This is a genomic window from Acinetobacter sp. C13 (assembly GCF_016809775.1).
In the GTDB taxonomy this organism is placed as follows: domain Bacteria; phylum Pseudomonadota; class Gammaproteobacteria; order Pseudomonadales; family Moraxellaceae; genus Acinetobacter; species Acinetobacter pittii.
Genome location: NZ_JAFBJL010000007.1, coordinates 145721 through 163470, shown reverse-complemented (window position 1 = coordinate 163470; position 17750 = coordinate 145721). Strand labels below are relative to the sequence as shown.

Below are 17750 nucleotides of genomic sequence, written 5' to 3'. Positions count from 1 at the left end.
ACCATAGCAAGAGTGAACCACCTGATCCCTTCCCGAACTCAGAAGTGAAACCTCTTAGCGCTGATGGTAGTGTGGGGTTACCCATGTGAGAGTAAGTCATCGCCAGCTCATTATTACAAACACCCCCATTCCAATGAATGGGGGTGTTTTTTTATTGCGTGGAATTTAATTTTTAATAAAAGATAGGATTTGTATTCTTGCTGTATTCTATGAATATAATGATGAACTCTATTATTTTTGGGTACGTCCATGAAAATCAATTCTTTCTCTCCAATACCTGAAGATGATGAAGAGCTATCTTTGCCTGCATTGATTTATTGGGCATCTCTAGGTGATATCGATCAAGTAAAAGAATTACTAATAGAGGGAGAAAATCCTAATCAGATAGATGATGAGGGATATAGTGCTCTACAAGCAGCTGCTGAAAATGATCATTTAGAGATAGTTCAACTCTTAATTGAAAAAGGTGTGCATGTCGCTTACAAAAGTGAATACACAGCATTAGAGCTTGCAGAAATGGCTGGTAATACTGATGTAGTGGAGTATTTAAAGAGTTTATAAAATTAAAGGCCTCTTTTGTTTAGAAAAGAGGCCTTTTGTTCAATTAAGACAAATGATATTTCTGTAGTTTCTTAACAATGGATTGAAGACCTTTTACTTCAAACTCATTAGCTTCGAATTTTTCATCTTTATTACGTTTAAATATATCTCTTATCTCTATTACAGCATTCGGGTCAATAATGCTTAAACTTGAGGTGACTTGACGTATTTGACTAATAGAACGAGAGCCATTTGTTGAACCATAGCCAATAAATGCAGCAGGTTTACCACCCCACTCCTTGCCGGCATAATCAAGTGCATTTTTTAAAGCTGGGCTGTAACCATGGTTGTATTCTGGGCTAATAAAGATAAATGCGTCTGCTTGAGCAATTTTGTCTGCCCATTCTTGTTGTTTAGGTTGATCATAAATCCCGGTAGCAGGTGGGTGAGAGCCTGAAAATAACGGTAAATTCCACTCTTTTAAATCAATTACTTCTGTCTGAAAATCTTCTAGATTAAATGATGGAATTGTGGATTCTAGCCAATTGGCAACTTTAATTGCTGTACGTCCTTCACGAACACTTCCTACGATAATATAGACCAGCATGTATTTTTCCTAAGAGTTTTTATCTTTATAACTTAATTCATTATATAGGCAGGAGAGAATATAGAATTTGTAAGGATTCTTATGTCACTAATAAAAATTAAATCATAAAAAAGCCCTCATTCAGAGGGCTTTTTTATTTACATGAGTTTAATGCCTTGTTGGCCAGCTGGAGTTACTTTGAATATCTCTACTTCAAAAGTAATATTTTTGCCAGCTAAAGGGTGGTTGAAATCAATTTCAGTAATATCATCGTTCACTGATTTCACGACACCAAATAAAGTTGCTTTTGCTTTATCTTCAAACTCGATCATGTGACCAGGAATAGGTCGTTGTTCGAATTTAACCGTATCAAATATTTGAATATTTTCCGGATTCCATGGACCAAAAGCATCTTCTGGTGGTAGATGTACAGTACGTCGATCACCTGCACGTAAGCCAAGAAGGGCTTTCTCAAAACCTGGTAAAAGGTTTCCGTCACCAATAGTCAGACTAACTGGCTCTTCACGGCTACGTGTATTGTCAATTTCTACACCATTTTCGATAGCTACAGAAAAGTGTAGGTCGACTTTAGAGCCTTCTTGGATACGAATTTCTTCGTTAGGTTGAATAATTTCGGTCATATTATGCATCCGAATTTTGGTTACGTTGCTTCTCAAGGAAGAATGTATCAATGAGTAGCAAAATCGTACCTAGAGTGATGGCACTGTCCGCAATATTAAAAGCTGGAAAGTGATGATTTTGGTAATAAACATGAATGAAATCGACCACATAACCTAGGGTAATACGGTCAATTAAATTGCCTAAAGCTCCACCTAAAATTAAAGCGATGGCTACAGGTAGCACCACCATTTTTTTAGGCATACGCATTAACCAAAATACAAAAAGTACTGAAACTAAGCCTGCCAGAGATGTGAAGAAATAGCGTTGCCATCCTCCAGCGTCTGATAAAAAGCTAAAAGCTGCACCATAGTTATGTAATAGTGTCCAGTTTAAAAATGGAAGTACCGGTACAGGATCTGCATAGTTTAGATGTGTACTCGCAATCCATTTTGTCCATTGATCCAATACAATGGCAAGGACTGAAAGTCCAAGCCAAATCAGATTATGTGGATAAAACTGGAATAAGCCTTTTTTAGCTTGTGAATTAGGCATATTTTCTCACTTCGCCACGACCAGTGACGTTCACAATACAACGACCACATAAACCAGGATGATCAGCATGTGTATTTACATCTGGAAGAACGTGCCAGCAACGTGCACATTTTTCACCTTCAGCTGCAGATATTTGTACACGTAAGCCTTCCATTTCAGTTGCTTCACCTTGCTCAGCAAATGGATGTACTACTACTTGCGAAGTAATAAGAACAAAACGGAGTTCATCAGCCAGTTGGTTTAAAACTGTTTGTAATGATTCACTTGCCCAAAGTTCAACTTTGGCTGAAAGATTACTGCCGACAAGTTTAGCGTTACGCGCTGCTTCAATCTGTTTATTTACTGCAGATTTTACGCTAATCAATGTTTGCCAATCTTCTTCAGAAAGCAAGTTTGCTTTTGATGAAACAGGTAAGTCATACCATTCTGAAGTAAATACATACTTTTCAGTTTGTTCTGGAATCAATGGCCAAGCTTCTTGAGCCGTAAAGCTTAAGATTGGGCTCATCCAACGGATAAATGCTTGGACAATATGATAAAGCGCTGTTTGAGCAGAACGACGTGCCTGAGAATCTGCTTTAGTGGTGTATTGACGGTCTTTGATAATATCTAGGTAGAAACCACCTAAGTCATTAATACAGAAGCTTGTTAATGCACTACACACCACATGGAAGTTCATTTCTTCGTAAGCAGTGATAATAGTTTGTTGTACTTCATTCGCACGCTGCAAAATATATTGATCAAGAGCGATAAGGTCATCTACGTCCAAAGCATCAGTACTTGGTTTGAAACCATTTAGGTTCGCAAGCAAGAAGCGTAGGGTATTACGAATACGGCGATAGCTATCACTTACACGGCTAAAGATTTCTTTCGATGCTGCGATTTCATAACGGTAGTCGCTAGACGCTACATATAGTCGTAAACCATCTGCACCAAGCTGTTTGATGATTTCTTCAAGCGGGATATAGTTGCCTAAAGATTTCGACAATTTACGACCGTTTTCGTCCACTGTAAAACCATGAGTTAACAAGGCTTTATATGGCGCACGATTGTGAATTGCCATAGATGTTAATAAAGAAGATTGGAACCAGCCACGGTGTTGGTCTGAACCTTCTAAATATAAGTCAGCAGGGCTTTCTAATTCATCACGTTGCTCAAGTACAGCGTAATGCGTTGTACCAGAGTCGAACCATACATCGAGTGTATCGCGAACAGCATTGTATTGTTCAGCATCTTCACCAATGAAATCTTTTGCTTCACGTTTGAACCATGCTTCGATACCTTCTTCTTCGATCAGTTGAGCAACTTCTTCGATGAGTTCAGGTGTACGCGGGTGTAATTCGTTCGTATCTTTATGAACGAAGAATGGAATTGGAACACCCCAAGTACGTTGACGTGAAATACACCAGTCCGGACGACCTTCGATCATTGATTCAATACGGTTTTTACCCCAGTTCGGTACAAACTCGATATCATTTTCAATGGCATTAAGCGCACCTTCACGTAATCCTTTTTGATCCATGCTAATGAACCACTGTGGTGTAGCACGGAAAATAATTGGAGTCTTATGGCGCCAGCAGTGTGGGTAGCTGTGTTTAATTGGTTGATGAGCCCATAAACGGCCTACAGCGCCCAAAGCTTCGATGATCTTTGGATTGGCTTTATAGATGTGCTCACCAGCATAGATTGGAGCAGTTGGGAGATAAACACCGTTACCACCCACGGGGTTATCTACTTTAAGGTTGTATTGAAGACCTACTTTATAGTCGTCTGCACCATGGCCAGGTGCTGTATGTACGGCACCTGTACCGCTTGTTGCGATAACGTGTTCACCTAAAATAACCGGAACTTGACGATCAGTAAGTAGAGGATGTTGTAGGGTAAGGTTTTCAAGAGCCGAACCTGTAAAATCAGCTAAAACAACTGGGTTTTCAAGCTTGTAACGCTCAATCGCTGAAGCAACTAGGTCTTTAGCAAGAATGAAGTTTTGCTTACCGCGCTCAGTAGATACTTGTACCAATTGATATTCAATTTCTGCATGCAACGCAACGGCTTGGTTAGCTGGTAATGTCCAAGGTGTAGTGGTCCAGATCACGATATCTGTCGGATCTTGAACTTCTACGTTTAAGCGGGCACTTAAATCTTTTAGATCTACAACGCCAAAGCCAACATCAATTGCGTCAGATTTTTTATCTTCGTATTCAACTTCTGCTTCAGCAAGCGCTGAACCACAGTCCATACACCAGTTCACTGGCTTTAAGCCTGGCTGGATATGACCATTTTTCTGGATAAGACCTAGAGCACGAACGATATCGGCTTCTTGTTTGTAATTCATGGTGAGATAGGGATTATCCCAATCACCTAAAATACCAAGACGTTTAAAGTCAGTACGTTGTAAATCAATTTGTTTTAGCGCGTATTCACGGCAAAGTTTACGGAAAGTTGCTGCGTCAACTTTCTCGCCCACTTTACCCACTTTTTCTTCGACTTTTAGTTCGATTGGTAAGCCATGACAGTCCCAACTCGGAACATATGGTGCATCAAAACCTGAAAGCGTACGGCTTTTTACAATAACGTCTTTGAGTACTTTATTGACCGCGTGACCCAAGTGAATTGTACCGTTCGCATATGGAGGGCCATCATGCAAAATATATTTTTTCTTGCCAATACGCGATGCACGAATCTGCTGATAAATGTTGTCGGTATACCACTCTTCTAACCATTTCACTTCACGTACTGCCAAATTTGCTTTCATTGCAAATTGAGTATCCGGCAGGTTTAGCGTGGCTTTGTAGTCCACTGCATTCTCAGGAGTTTGCTTATCGCTCATGCAAGTTTTCTTCCAGTTTAATCAGCGTGGGAGCTGACATGTTTTACAATCAAAATTCGAATTAAAAAGGAAATTGTGTCGTGTCGTTACGGTATTGTCGTAACTGTTGCACGTCATTATCAATTCCAGCCTTAAGTGCTTCAAGCGAAGGGTAGTTCAATTCACCATGAAGATAGTGAAGAAAAGTCACCCGCATAAATAAGCCATACAGATTAGCAGAAACATCAGGGAAATGTACTTCTAATCTCCATTCTGGATGTTCTTGCTGAATGGCGGGGCGTGTACCGACATGACCTGCGCCATAGAGGCTATTTTCATGATATCCGGCAATTCCCGGTTTCTCAGGTGTTTCTTGGCACACTTTTTCAGTGAGAGAAGTTGTTTCGCAAATGACTTCAACGCCATAAATACCGTTTAAACAAGGTTTATGGCGATTGAGACGAACATTAATGGTTGGAAAAGCAAGAGTTCGTCCAATTTGGTCACCATATTGGACACGCCCAGTAATACTGTATGGACGGCCTAATAATTTAGCTGCTAAAGCAAGATTACCCACTTGAAGTACTTGGCGAATACGGGTTGAACTTACGCGTTCACCTTCAAGTTCAATGGTATGTAAATTTGTTACTTGGAAGCCATAATCTTTTAAAAATTCACTGTTGCCTTGGCGGTCTTTACCGAAATGAAAGTCATCCCCCAAAACTAATGACTGGGCATTTAATTTGTTTTTTAATAAATCTGCGAAGGCAGATGCGCTCATGCTACGGAAATGTTCATCAAATTTAGCAACCGCAATATAGTCAACGCCAAGCTCAGCTAGGTATTCAACTTTTTCCCGTAATGAATTAATACGAGGAGGTGCATCGTAACCTTTAAAGAACTCAAGCGGTTGTGGCTCAAAAATCATGACCAGTGTTTTTAAGCCTTGTGCTGCAGCAATGTTTTTGAGTTGAGCAATCATCGCTTGGTGGCCTAAATGGACACCATCAAAATTACCAATAGTTACCGCTGTTGGAGGTAACTGAAAATTAGGCGATAACGCATTGAGACGAAGCAGTTTCATGAACTTAAAATATGGCTATTTTTGCAAGGGCTATATATTGCCATAATCTCACAGATTCGTCTTGTTGTTGTGTTTTTACTCAGTTATTTTTCAAAATGAATATCTTTATATTTAAAATACTGATGAATTAAATAAAAATAAATCAATTTTTCTTATTAGTGGTTTGCTCTACTATATCTTTATCCACTCTTTGATTAGAGAACTAAGATGAAAAAACCCTTTTACCAATTAAATCATAGCAAAGATGTTATACGGCATTTTACTCCAAATTGGTTTACAGCGACTATGGGTACTGGCGTGGTGAGTATGATTTTAATCCAGCTGCCATTTGCTCAATCTTTTTTATTCACATTAGCAACTTGGTTATGGCAATTTAATATTGTTTTATTTAGCGTTTTTTCAGTTCTTTATTTATTGCGGTGGTTTCTTTTCCCTCATGAAGCGAAGCAAATATTTAATCATCCAAATATGAGCTTGTTTTTAGGGGCTATCCCAATGGGGCTCGCAACGATATTAAATGGTTTTTTAAGCTTCGGTGTCGGGCTTTACGGTGAAGTGGCTATCCATATTGCTCAAGCTTTATGGTACATCGATGTCTTTTTAGCGCTAGCAATTGCGTGGATCGTGCCATTTTGTATGTTTAGTCGTCAGAACCATCAGCTACATACGATGACTGCAATCTGGCTTTTACCTGTGGTTGCCTGTGAAGTAGCAGCAAGTTCTGCCGGCATGTTGGTTGCACATTTACCAGCAGATATGCATAGCTTTCATTTATTAATGGCTGGCTATGTACTTTGGGGAATCTCTGTTTTACCAGCATTCGCTATTCTGACAATTTTAATGCTGCGTATGGCTTTGCATCAGCTACCTGAAAAAGAAGTCGCTATTTCTAGCTGGCTCTCTTTAGGCCCGATTGGTACAGGTGCATTAGGTTTATTGTTACTCGGGCAGCAGGCACAAAGAGTGGCGCCAAATGTAGGATTTGACCAATTTGCTAATGTCTTTCAAGCTTTAGGAGTTGTAGGTAGTCTCGTGCTTTTAGGTTTTGGATTATGGTGGCTTGGTCTTGCGATTTTAACAACGCTTCGTCACGCAAAGACAGGTATTCCATTTAACTTGGGCTGGTGGGGCTTAACCTTTCCATTAGGTGTATTTATTCTCGCACTATTTAATTTAGGACATCAGGTTGAAATTGTATTCTTACAATACGTTGCTGTCGCATTGAGTATTCTGTTATTGACGATGTGGGGCGTTGTAATGAAGAAAACGCTAGCAGGAGCATATAGTGGTCAACTGTTTTTTTCTCCATGCTTAATCGCTTTACAACAAAAAGTGCAGTAATGATGAAAAGGTGCAAAAAGCTTTTGCACCTGATTTATACTTATTTTCTAACTTATTTAATTTTGATTTGAGCTTTTTGAATGAACACTGATATTGCTTTAATTATGGCACTTCCTAATGAATCTAAGGGTTTATTTGAACAAGCAGGTGTTGAAGTCCATTACAGTGGTATTGGTAAAATTAATGCTGCCTTTAAAGCATTTGAAGTTATTCAAAAAACAGGATGCAAAACTCTAATTAATTTAGGTACAGCGGGAAGCTCTGCATTTAATCGACATGATTTAGTCGAAGTAAAAACTTTTGTACAACGGGATATGGATGTTTCACCCCTAGGTTTTGAAGTAGGTGTAACGCCGTTAGATGATCATTTGGCGGCAGAGATTCATCTTCAATCACATTTTGCTGATTTGCCAAAAGCAGTATGTGGAACAGGTGATTCATTTGAAACAGGTCAGCCAAAAGTAGCTTGTGATGTGGTTGATATGGAAGGCTATGCTTTAGCTAAAGTGTGCCATAAGTTAGGTGTACGATTAATTTCTGTGAAGTATATTACTGATGGGGCAGATGACACTGCACATTTGGATTGGGAAGAAAATTTATTGTTAGGCGCTCAGAAACTCCTAGCTCTTTATCAAAACCATTTCTAAAAAAAGATCGGCAAATTTGCCGATCTTTTTTTGTTTTAACGAGGCAATACGCCGTATAGCATCATATGTACCGTATGCTCAATCGAACGCTGGAACATACTGCGGTTACGAAGCGTTTTACCGGTCACCATTTCCATTTGTGTTGCAAAATCTGCATAGTTTTGCGTAAGGCCCCAAATATTTAAGATTAATAGCTCAGGGTCGATATCTGGAGAAATTTTCCCTTCTTCTTGCCATGTTTGAATAACCTTGGCTTTGCGCTTAAATAGCTTTTTCAAAGGCCCTTTCAGTATAGGCAAAATATGTGGAGCCCCTTGAATAATTTCTAGTGCAAACAATCTAGATGCTTTCGGTTGGCTACGAGACAGTTCGATTTTTTGAATTAAATAGTGAGATAAGGCTTCGGCTGGTTCTAATTCAGCTTCTAAAGTTTGTAAGGGGGCCAACCATTTTTGTAAAACGGTTGTGAGCACTTCTACATATAAAGACTCTTTATTTTCATAGTAATAGAAAATATTCGACTTATGCATGTCGGCGAGTTGGGCAATTTCATCCAGACTTGCGCCACTAAACCCATAGACTGAAAATACGTCAAGGGCCGCAGCAAGAAGCTGATTGCGCTTTTGGGTACTCTTTTTTTGTTCCATCTGCTGCATAATTAAAAAAATAATATTCCCATTGTAAGGGAAATTGTTTGATTTGTGCACAGGTGTCTTGCTTTTTTAATCAAAAAACAGCTAGTTATTTGCGTAATAGATATACTATTGTGCAAAAAATAGAGAGATTCCCTAGTTTATTGTTATTCTTAAAAATATTTTTTAACTTTCGCCCTAAAAAAGAGCAATAAAACAGTAGTTTTATTGCTCGTAAATTGGGCATTTTTCGGCTGAGCATTTCTGATTACTCATCGCAATCTTAAGTTGCCAAAACTGCATCGAGTACTTGTTGTTCAAGTTGGGCAAAAGTAATGCTCTTTTTACGCGGGCGTGGAAGATTAACTTGGAAACTTTGAGCAATCTGGCCCTTATCTAATAAGATAATACGGTCAGCTAATTGCACTGCTTCACTTACATCGTGTGTGACTAAAATTGCAGTAAAGCCTTGCTCCTTCCACAAGCGCTCAATCAAGCTTTGCATCTCAAGCCGAGTTAGAGCATCTAATGCACCCAAAGGTTCGTCTAGCAACAATATGCGTGGAGTATGTGATAGTGCACGGGCTAGGGCTGTACGCTGACGTTGACCACCTGAGAGCTGGGAAGGCCATTGTCCCGCTTTTTCTTTTAAACCTACTTTTTCTAATAATTCTTCTGCCAAAGCATGTTGTGATTTTGGTAGCCCAAGTTGAACATTTTGAAGAATATTTCTCCAAGGAAGTAAACGAGGATCTTGGAACATTACTCGAATATCATCGTTCGTAATGCCTTCACGTAAATGTCGGGCAGATTTAAATTTGATTTCCCCAAAGCTGGCTTTTTCAAGTTGAGCAATTAAACGGAGTAACGTACTTTTGCCACAACCACTTCGGCCAACAATTGCTAAAAACTCACCCGGCTGGATGTGTAGGTCAAGATCTTCGAGGACCTTTACCTCACCATAAAATTTATAAAGTTGCTCAATCAGAATCTCTGCTCCTAATACAGGTTCTTGAGATTCTGTTGGTTCTTCCGGAATGAGCTGCACTTCATTCTGATTAATATTTAAATTCAGATTTGTCATGTTCTAAGCTCCCTTATTTCTGATATCCAGAGTGCCAACGTAGTAAATAGCGTTCCAAAAGCTGTGCTAAAACATCTGCCAGTTTGCCTAGTAAGGCGTACAGAAGAATACCGACCAGAACTACATCCGTTTGTAAAAACTCACGTGCATTCATGGTCATATAACCAATACCTGCTTGAGCTGAAATGGTTTCAGCAACAATAAGCAATACCCAAACCAAACCTAAAGCAAAGCGTAAACCCACTAAAATAGAAGGCATCGCACCCGGCAAAATAATTTCTTTGTAAAGCTGCCAACGTGAAAGTCCGTAGCTTTTACCCATCTCAATCAATTGAGGGTCAACTGACCGAATACCGTGATAGGTGTTGATATAGATAGGGAAGAAAACACCTACGGCGACTAAAAATAATTTCGCTGTTTCATCAATCCCGAACCACAAGATGACAAGTGGGATAAGTGCTAAGGCTGGGATGTTACGAATCATTTGTAAGGTCGTGTCGAGCAGGGTAGAGGCGAAACGCGAAGACCCGTTGAGTAGACCTAATAACAAACCTGAACCGCCGCCTATCAGAAGGCCAAGCAGTGCACGACCAGCACTGACTTTAACGTGCTGCCAGAGTTCGCCACTCACCAGTAGATGCCAAAAAGCGGAAACTACAGCAGTAGGTGCGGGTAAAATACGGCTTTCTAAAAGACCCGAACTTGAGGCAATTTGCCAAACAACCAATAGAAGAATAGGGAAAATCCAAGGCAGCAAACGCTGCCCGATTTGTTTTGTTCCACGTGAAACAACACTTTCAGCTTTGCTCATGCAGGCTCCTTGACGGAACTATTTTGCTTCTTCTCGTCTGGAACATAATTGTTGGCAATAATTTCCCCGAATGGACCGGTTAAATTTGGCTGAGCAAGTTTAGCGCGAGTTTCAATTGGTAATAACGGGAATACCAATTCTGCAAAACGGATTGATTCTTCAAGGTGTGGATAGCCTGAGAAAATGAAGGTATCAATACCTAAGTCAGCATATTCCTGAATGCGAGCAGCAACTGTTTCAGGATCACCTACAAGAGCTGTTCCAGCACCACCACGGACTAAGCCAATACCTGCCCAAAGGTTTGGAGATACTTCTAGTTTGTCTCGATTACCGCCGTGGAGAGCCGCCATACGTTGTTGGCCTACAGAGTCCATTTGTGCAAATTTTTTCTGTGCTGCAGCAATAGTCGCATCATCAAGATATTGGATAAGCTCGTTAGCTGCTGCCCAAGCTTGTTCGTTGGTTTCACGAACAATTACATGCAAGCGAATGCCGTAAGTTAATTTACGACCTTTAGCCTCAGCTTTAGCACGAACATGTTCGATCTTTTGTTTGACAGCTTCTGGCGGTTCCCCCCAAGTGAGGTAAGTATCGACTTGCTCAGCTGCAAGATCGACAGCGACGTCTGAAGAGCCGCCGAACCAAAGTGGTGGATAAGGCTTTTGAACAGGTGGGTAAAGTAGTTTTGCATCATCCACTTGTAAGCGTTCACCGTGGAATGTAAAAGCTTCACCTGTATGTGAGCGTGTCAAAATCTCACGCCAGATTTTTACGTATTCATTAGCAGTTTGATAACGTGTTGAGTGATCTTCATATAAGCCATCACCGCGTAGTTCTGCTTCATCACCACCAGTCACTAAGTTGAGTAATACACGGCCATTCGACAAGCGGTCAAACGTTGCAGCCATACGTGCTGCCAAAGCTGGAGTGGTTACCCCTGGTCGTAATGCAACTAAAAATTTAAGGTGTTGAGTTGCATCAATTAAGCTAGCCGCCGTAATCCAAGGATCTTCACATGAACGACCTGTTGGAATAAGTACACCTTCGTAACCTAAATTATCTACTGCCACAGCAATTTGCTTCATATAGGCATGGTCAACCTGACGAGCGCCTTTACTTGTACCTAAATAGCGACTATCACCGTGGGTAGGAATAAACCAGAAAATTTTCATGTGCATTACCTATATGTCTATTAAAATTACTTGGCACCCCAAACAACCTGTTTAATGCTGATTGGTTTTGGAATGATGCCTTGTTGAGTAAAAATGTCTGCGAGTTGCTGTTGCTCAGCAATCACTTTGCTGTTAAGAGGAGCGGCTGATGAAGGGCGCGGACGGCGTTTAATAAATAAATCACTGGTTGCAGGTTTAAGACCTGTACTTTGACCAATCGCACCTGCCGTTTCTGCTTGATGGCTTTGAACCCATTTATCGGCTTGATTGATTTGTTTGATGAGCCCTGAAACAGCTTTCGGATGTTGTTTAACAAAATTTGGAGCTGCTAAATAAAATGTATAGTTCGGGCTTAAGCCTTTACCCGATGCAAGAACACGAGCTTGGTCTTCTAGTTGTGCTGAAGCGAAGTAAGGATCCCAAATGGCCCATGCATCAACGGCACCTTTTTGAAATGCTGCGCGAGCATCGGCTGGAGTAAGCCAGATTGGCGTAATGTCGCTCCAGTTTAGGCCTGCTTTACGTACGGCTTGCACAAGTAAGTAATGTGAGCTCGAACCTTTTTGCAGTGCAATGCGTTTACCTTTAAGGTCTTTCAGCTGTTTGAGCTGTGAGTTTTTAGGAACCAAAATTGCCGATGCCAATGGTTTAGCTGCTTCATAGGCAATGTAATACAAAGGCTTGCCAGCCGCTTGTGCGTAGACAGGAGGTGTATCTCCAGTAACGCCTACATCAAGTGAACCGACAGCTAAAGCTTCTAAAATTTGTGGACCAGCAGGGAACTCGTTCCAAGTAACTTTGGCATTTGGAAATTCTTGTTCAAATAATTTTTGTTGTTTGGCAATCGCAAAGTTAATCGAACTTTTTTGAAAACCAATACGAAGTTCTTTCACAGTTGGGTCAATTGCCCAAGCTGGCGCTGCGATTGTTAAGCCTAATACAGTAATTGCACTGATGCGCTTAACCAATTGTGTCCACTGACTCTTACTAAATAATGACTGATGTTGCATATTGATATCCTTGTTCCCCTTGAGGTCAGGCACAGCATTTATATTGTTATTTGCCGTGCCTAAGCTGGGTTTATTTCAGTTTTAAAATGGCGTCTTGAATAGTGAGTTTGTTTGGAATGAGCTTTTGTGCATAAAAAGCATTAGCTACTTGTTGTTGTTCTTGTGCCACCTTGTCAGAGATTGGCTGAACTCCAAAACCCATACGTGAAATTGAAGTTTTGAGTACATCAAACTCAAGTGCGGTAGGTTTTTCGAGTAACTTGGCAGCTTCATCCTGATGTGAACTTACCCACTCAGTGGTCTGATTAAGAGTTTGTACAACAGTGTTGAGTACTTTCGGATTATTTTCTGCAAATTTACGGTCAGCTAAATAGAACTGATGATTACTCACCAAGTTTTCGCCTGTTGCTAAAACTCGCGCCTGAATTTGATGTTCAGCCGCTGCAAAGAAAGGATCCCAAATCACCCATGCATCTACAGCACCTTTTTCAAAGGCAGCACGAGCGTCTGATGGCGGTAAATAAACTGGTTGAATATCACTTAAGCTTAAGTTGTTGGCTTCTAAAACTTTTAACAATAGGTAATGAACATTCGAGCCTTTATTAAGAGCAACACGTTTGCCCTTTAAATCTTTAATAGATTGGATTGGAGAGTCTTTTTGTACCAATAGTGCTTCAGCTTTTGGCGCAGCAGGTTGGTTTGCGACATAGACTAAATTTGGATTGGCAGCCTGAGCAAAGATCGGTGGCGCTTCACCTGCTTCACCGAGTGAAACACTTCCTACGTTTAAACCTTCAAGCAATTGAGGGCCAGCAGGGAACTCAACCCATTTCACTTGCACGCCTTGCTCTTTTAATGCTTTTTCTAAGTCACCACGAGCCTTTAAAATAGGAAGAATCCCATATTTCTGATAGCCGATATTTAAGGTTGTGGTGGCTTGTTCCTCTTTTTTGGCACAACCACTTAACATCATCACTCCTGCAAGGCTGGCCGCGATGACTAAATATTTTGCCCATGAAGTGGTGTTGAAAAGTGCCATGAGATTTCGTACTCCCCGAAAGAGAAAAAGAAAAAAAATAATTGGATGAGCAGATACCCTAAATGGATTTTTATTTCAGAAAAAATAAGTATTCGGTCTTTATTTATGCAAAAAAAAGCTAAACACAATAGGCTATAAACTTATGCGAAAAAATGATTTATCTAATAGAAATATATTTAATGCATTGTTATTAAGTTAATGTAAATAAAATAAAAAATATTAAAACCTTAAAAAATTTAGATTTAAAAAAAGTACAACCATAAATTAATCGTGTTTACGGTTGTACTTTTTGAACTAAGCTTATCTGAAATAAGAATATCTTAAAAAGAGCAAAGGCTAAGGAAGCAGTTTCTTAAAGACTAAAGAATTCCTTTGATAGTTATAAAGCGCCTGACGAGCATTTGGTAAATCATCAACACTCACCTGATGGAAACCGTGCTCTAAGAACCAGTGGGCGGTACGGGTGGTTAAAACAAATAATTGACGAATACCTTGTTCCTTTGCCTTTTCTTCAAGGAATTGCAAAATCTGGCTACCACGGTTCGATTTACGATAACTTGGGTGTACTGCGACGCAGGCAATTTCTGCTGAACGTGTTTCATTAAATTCGGTTGGAATTGGATAAAGTGCAGCACACGCTAGAATTGTACCATCGCGCTCAATAACAGCGAACTGGCTAATCTCTTGCTCTAAACGTTCACGCGAACGATAAACTAAGATACCTTCTTCTTCTAGCGGACGTAATAAATTCATTAAACCGCCCACATCTTGAATGTTGGCCATGCGAACTTCTTCATAATGCGCATCGGTAATCATGGTACCTATACCATCTCGAGTAAATAACTCTTCGAGAAGGGCGCCATCATAGGCATAAGAAATAAGATGAACGCGGTGTACGCCTGATAAAGATGCTTTTTTTGCCTGTTGCAAATGCAAAGTGAGTGTTGGGCTAATGGTTTGGTATTGTTGAATATAGTAGTCCAGTTGATGTGGGCTTAATTCACGTAATATTTGCTCATCTTCATTCAACAATCCTTGTTGCTCACCTAGAAAAATGAGTTTATCTGCTTTTAAGTAAGTTGCTGTTTTAGTTGCAACTTCTTCAGCTCTTAAGTTAAAAACCTCACCTGTAGTGGAGTAACCCGTTGGCCCTAGCAGTACAATATTATGATTATCGAGGTGTCGATCAATCGCATCTGTATCGATAGAGCGAACTTCACCTGTAAGCTGGAAATCCATGCCATCACGAATGCCATAAGGTTTAGCAGTCACAAAATTACCTGATACCACATCTATGCGAGCGCCGTACATTGGCGAGTTTGCTAAGCCCATAGAAAGCAATGCTTCGATTTCTAGGCGGATAGAACCTACAGCGCTCATGACACAGCTTAAAGATTCGCGTGTGGTAATACGGCTGTTGTCATAAAAAGGAGTTTCGATTCCTTTTTCTTTAAGGTTTTGATTAATTTGTGGACGTGCGCCGTACACGAGAATTAAGCGAATACCAAGAGAATGCAATAAAGCAATGTCGTGAATGATATGTTCAAAATTAGGATGACGGACTGCTTCACCACCAAACATCAACACAAATGTTTTATCGCGGTGAGCATTAATGTAGGGCGCTGAGTGTCGAAACCAGTGTACATAATGCTGGGTATTATTATGCGACTTACTTACAGGCTTACTTGACATACCGATCTCGAATCAACAGCAAAAAGATATAAAGATGATTCTAAACAAAAAAGATTAAAGCCGCATGTTTTAGATAAAAAAACACCCAAATTGAAATTTGGGTGCTTAAAAAGTTTTAAATTAGTAAACCACTCTAATGATTTTATGACTTTGTTCATTCACCAGTACATAATTACCATTCACTTTATACCATTTTTGGTAACGACCTGGTTTAGTCAATTTTTGATGTTGACGATAGTCGATCACGTAACGTGAATGTCGATACTCATGCGGTACAACCTGACCTACTCGCCATGCATTGCGATGATCATCTTTTTTAATCACTTTAACTGTTTTTACTTCATGGTTTTGGTAATTGCCATGATGATTATGATCGTTTGGTGCTGCCATGGCTGTTGTTGCAACTAAACCACTAAGAGAAAGAACAATCGCTGTTGTTAATTTTTTCATTGTAAACCTCGAATGATGAGCTGAATTTCAATAATTAAAGATTAGTGAACAATTGCAGATAAATCGTGGAGGCCAAGAAGAATAAATGTGAAAACTCCCTATGAAATAAGAAGAAATTAAGAAAATTCATCATTTAAGAATATAAAAAATCTTTTTATTTTTAAGTTAGATAAGCAATAAAAAAGGATAAAACCCAGAGGCTTTATCCTTTTTATTCAGCGATAGCGAGGGTCTATCGCCTTAAAAACCACGAATACTCACAATGCTATTAGAATCTGTGTCGACTAAAATATAGTCATTGTTGATTTTATACCATTGCTGATTACGGCCTGGTTTTGGCAAGTTACTGTCTTTATAGTCGACTTTATAGCCATTACCACGATAGTGCTGTGGCATAACATAGCCAGGCTGCCAGCGATGTTGTTTTAAGCGTTCAAAGCCACGCTCTTCGCGCATACGGCGTTCGTCACGGATACGATCATCATCATGATCACGTCCAAATCCTGGCCCACGATCATTCCACTCACCACGTGGACCCCCACCTTTAGGACCTTTGGGGCCATGGCCTCGGTCAAAAGGAGGATCAGCAAAGCTCGCCATACTGGTGGTTAGTACGGTTATGCAAAGGGCTAAGATGGTGAACAACTTTTTCATGATGCATCCTCGTTTACATCTGATGTCTCTCATGTTGAATACTCTACGCGCAAAATGCAGAGAAACTGTGAAGATCATTTAATGGTTCAATTAAAATTACGGATAGATCAAGGGTTTTTATCAATAATAAAAAAGACTTGTATATCTTTTCAGGTATAGGCAAGCCAGATTTGATGATTGGCCGTAATTTAATTTAGCTTTTCATCTTTAACTTTTTAATCCTGTGCATCAATACTTTGACCATTGAGTGCCAAGCTGTCTTCACCCATTAAATAGAGGTAAGCAGGCAAGATTGACTCAGGTGTAGGTAGTGTCTTCGGATCTTCTTGTGGGTAGGCTTTCGCACGCATTGCAGTACGTGTTGCGCCTGGGTTAATGCAATTAAAGCGAATATTTGGATAAGTATTTTCCGCTGCAAAAATTTTACTCACTGCTTCAATTGCAATTTTTGAGACAGAATATGCGCCCCATAAAGCTCGTGCTTCACGGCCTACACCTGAGCTGGTAAATACAACAGAGGCGTTTTCTGACTTTTGCAAAAGTGGTAATAGAGCTTGAGTGAGGGCAAACGGAGCACGGAGGTTAACTGCCATCACGTCATCCCATACTTCTGTTGGGTAATGTGCTAGCTCTACACGTTCACCTAAAATACCCGCATTATGCAAAATACCGTCTAGACGTCCAAACTGCTTTTCGAGCGTATCGACTAAAAAGTCATAATCACGGTCAGAGGCACTTGAAAGCTGTAGTGGTAAAATCGCAGGTTGCGGTGCACCGAGACTCTCAATTTCATCATAAATAACTTCAAGTTTATTTAAGGTTCTACCATGTAGGACAACGGTTGCACCATGTAGGGCATAACTTAGAGCCGCAGCTCGCCCAATTCCATCACCAGCACCGGTAATTAAAATAATTCGATCTTTGAGTAGATCCGGACGAGGTTGGTATTCTGAATATTTCATTGGTAAACCTCCTTCTTTTTATATTGATAAAACGAATAACCGTTAAAAAAGTCTATAAAACTCT

18 protein-coding genes and 1 rRNA gene are annotated in these 17750 nt (G+C 40.0%); 4 read left to right on the top strand and 15 right to left on the bottom strand.

Annotated elements, in window-relative coordinates:
* A 5S ribosomal RNA gene (gene rrf, locus JGE69_RS17010) occupies nt 1-108 on the top strand; the annotation flags it as partial.
* A gap of 141 nt (nt 109-249) precedes the next feature.
* Nucleotides 250-561 carry an ankyrin repeat domain-containing protein gene (locus JGE69_RS17005; RefSeq protein WP_199114000.1) on the top strand — a complete coding sequence of 104 codons (312 nt, stop codon included), beginning with the start codon at nt 250-252 and terminating at the stop codon, nt 559-561.
* Between the two features lie 43 nt (nt 562-604).
* Here the strand turns inward: JGE69_RS17005 and JGE69_RS17000 are convergent, their stop codons facing one another.
* From JGE69_RS17000 to ribF, 5 genes are all read right to left on the bottom strand, one after another.
* Entirely contained in the window at nt 605-1147 is a 543-nt protein-coding gene (locus JGE69_RS17000; RefSeq protein ID WP_199114001.1) for an NADPH-dependent FMN reductase, read from the bottom strand.
* A gap of 137 nt (nt 1148-1284) precedes the next feature.
* Nucleotides 1285-1767, bottom strand: a complete 483-nt coding sequence (locus JGE69_RS16995; RefSeq protein ID WP_199114003.1) for an FKBP-type peptidyl-prolyl cis-trans isomerase — start codon at nt 1765-1767, stop codon at nt 1285-1287.
* A gap of 1 nt (nt 1768) precedes the next feature.
* Complete coding sequence (gene lspA, locus JGE69_RS16990; RefSeq protein ID WP_005804840.1) at nt 1769-2299, bottom strand: signal peptidase II; 531 nt, start codon at nt 2297-2299, stop codon at nt 1769-1771.
* Nucleotides 2292-5129, bottom strand: coding sequence for an isoleucine--tRNA ligase (gene ileS, locus JGE69_RS16985; RefSeq protein ID WP_199114005.1), 2838 nt, complete (start codon nt 5127-5129; stop codon nt 2292-2294). The genes lspA and ileS overlap by 8 nt, the downstream gene beginning before the upstream one ends.
* 61 nt (nt 5130-5190) lie before the next feature.
* Nucleotides 5191-6192 carry a bifunctional riboflavin kinase/FAD synthetase gene (gene ribF / locus JGE69_RS16980; RefSeq protein ID WP_199114006.1) on the bottom strand — a complete coding sequence of 334 codons (1002 nt, stop codon included), beginning with the start codon at nt 6190-6192 and terminating at the stop codon, nt 5191-5193.
* A 207-nt stretch (nt 6193-6399) separates the two neighbouring features.
* Between ribF and JGE69_RS16975 the strand changes: the two genes are divergently transcribed.
* Both JGE69_RS16975 and JGE69_RS16970 read left to right on the top strand, forming a co-directional pair.
* The gene (locus JGE69_RS16975; RefSeq protein ID WP_199114007.1) at nt 6400-7533 is read left to right on the top strand and encodes a TDT family transporter; all 1134 of its coding nucleotides are present in this window, start codon (nt 6400-6402) and stop codon (nt 7531-7533) included.
* An 80-nt stretch (nt 7534-7613) separates the two neighbouring features.
* Nucleotides 7614-8180: a 5'-nucleosidase gene (locus JGE69_RS16970; RefSeq protein ID WP_032015174.1), complete on the top strand. Its 567-nt coding sequence runs from the start codon at nt 7614-7616 to the stop codon at nt 8178-8180.
* Between the two features lie 35 nt (nt 8181-8215).
* Here JGE69_RS16970 and JGE69_RS16965 read toward each other — a convergent pair whose 3' ends face one another.
* The 10 genes from JGE69_RS16965 to JGE69_RS16920 form a co-directional block, all read right to left on the bottom strand.
* A complete protein-coding gene (locus JGE69_RS16965; protein ID WP_005071782.1) occupies nt 8216-8836 on the bottom strand; it encodes a TetR/AcrR family transcriptional regulator in 621 nt (206 codons plus the stop codon).
* 259 nt (nt 8837-9095) lie between these two features.
* Complete coding sequence (locus tag JGE69_RS16960; protein WP_046812444.1) at nt 9096-9896, bottom strand: ABC transporter ATP-binding protein; 801 nt, start codon at nt 9894-9896, stop codon at nt 9096-9098.
* A gap of 13 nt (nt 9897-9909) precedes the next feature.
* Nucleotides 9910-10707: an aliphatic sulfonate ABC transporter permease SsuC gene (gene ssuC, locus JGE69_RS16955; RefSeq protein ID WP_199114008.1), complete on the bottom strand. Its 798-nt coding sequence runs from the start codon at nt 10705-10707 to the stop codon at nt 9910-9912.
* On the bottom strand, nt 10704-11879 hold the full coding sequence (gene ssuD / locus JGE69_RS16950; protein WP_005071784.1) for an FMNH2-dependent alkanesulfonate monooxygenase: 1176 nt from the start codon (nt 11877-11879) through the stop codon (nt 10704-10706). The genes ssuC and ssuD overlap by 4 nt, the downstream gene beginning before the upstream one ends.
* 26 nt (nt 11880-11905) lie before the next feature.
* Complete coding sequence (locus tag JGE69_RS16945; protein ID WP_199114009.1) at nt 11906-12889, bottom strand: sulfonate ABC transporter substrate-binding protein; 984 nt, start codon at nt 12887-12889, stop codon at nt 11906-11908.
* A 70-nt stretch (nt 12890-12959) separates the two neighbouring features.
* Entirely contained in the window at nt 12960-13928 is a 969-nt protein-coding gene (locus JGE69_RS16940; protein ID WP_199114010.1) for a sulfonate ABC transporter substrate-binding protein, read from the bottom strand.
* A gap of 336 nt (nt 13929-14264) precedes the next feature.
* Nucleotides 14265-15620 (bottom strand): amino-acid N-acetyltransferase, encoded by a 1356-nt coding sequence (gene argA, locus JGE69_RS16935; RefSeq protein ID WP_016802669.1) that lies wholly within the window; start codon nt 15618-15620, stop codon nt 14265-14267.
* Nucleotides 15621-15740: 120 nt separating this feature from the next.
* A complete protein-coding gene (locus JGE69_RS16930; protein ID WP_002120775.1) occupies nt 15741-16070 on the bottom strand; it encodes an RcnB family protein in 330 nt (109 codons plus the stop codon).
* A 240-nt stretch (nt 16071-16310) separates the two neighbouring features.
* Complete coding sequence (locus JGE69_RS16925) at nt 16311-16724, bottom strand: RcnB family protein (protein WP_005071792.1); 414 nt, start codon at nt 16722-16724, stop codon at nt 16311-16313.
* A 215-nt stretch (nt 16725-16939) separates the two neighbouring features.
* Nucleotides 16940-17686 (bottom strand): YciK family oxidoreductase, encoded by a 747-nt coding sequence (locus tag JGE69_RS16920; RefSeq protein WP_002120710.1) that lies wholly within the window; start codon nt 17684-17686, stop codon nt 16940-16942.
* Nucleotides 17687-17750: the final 64 nt, after the last annotated feature.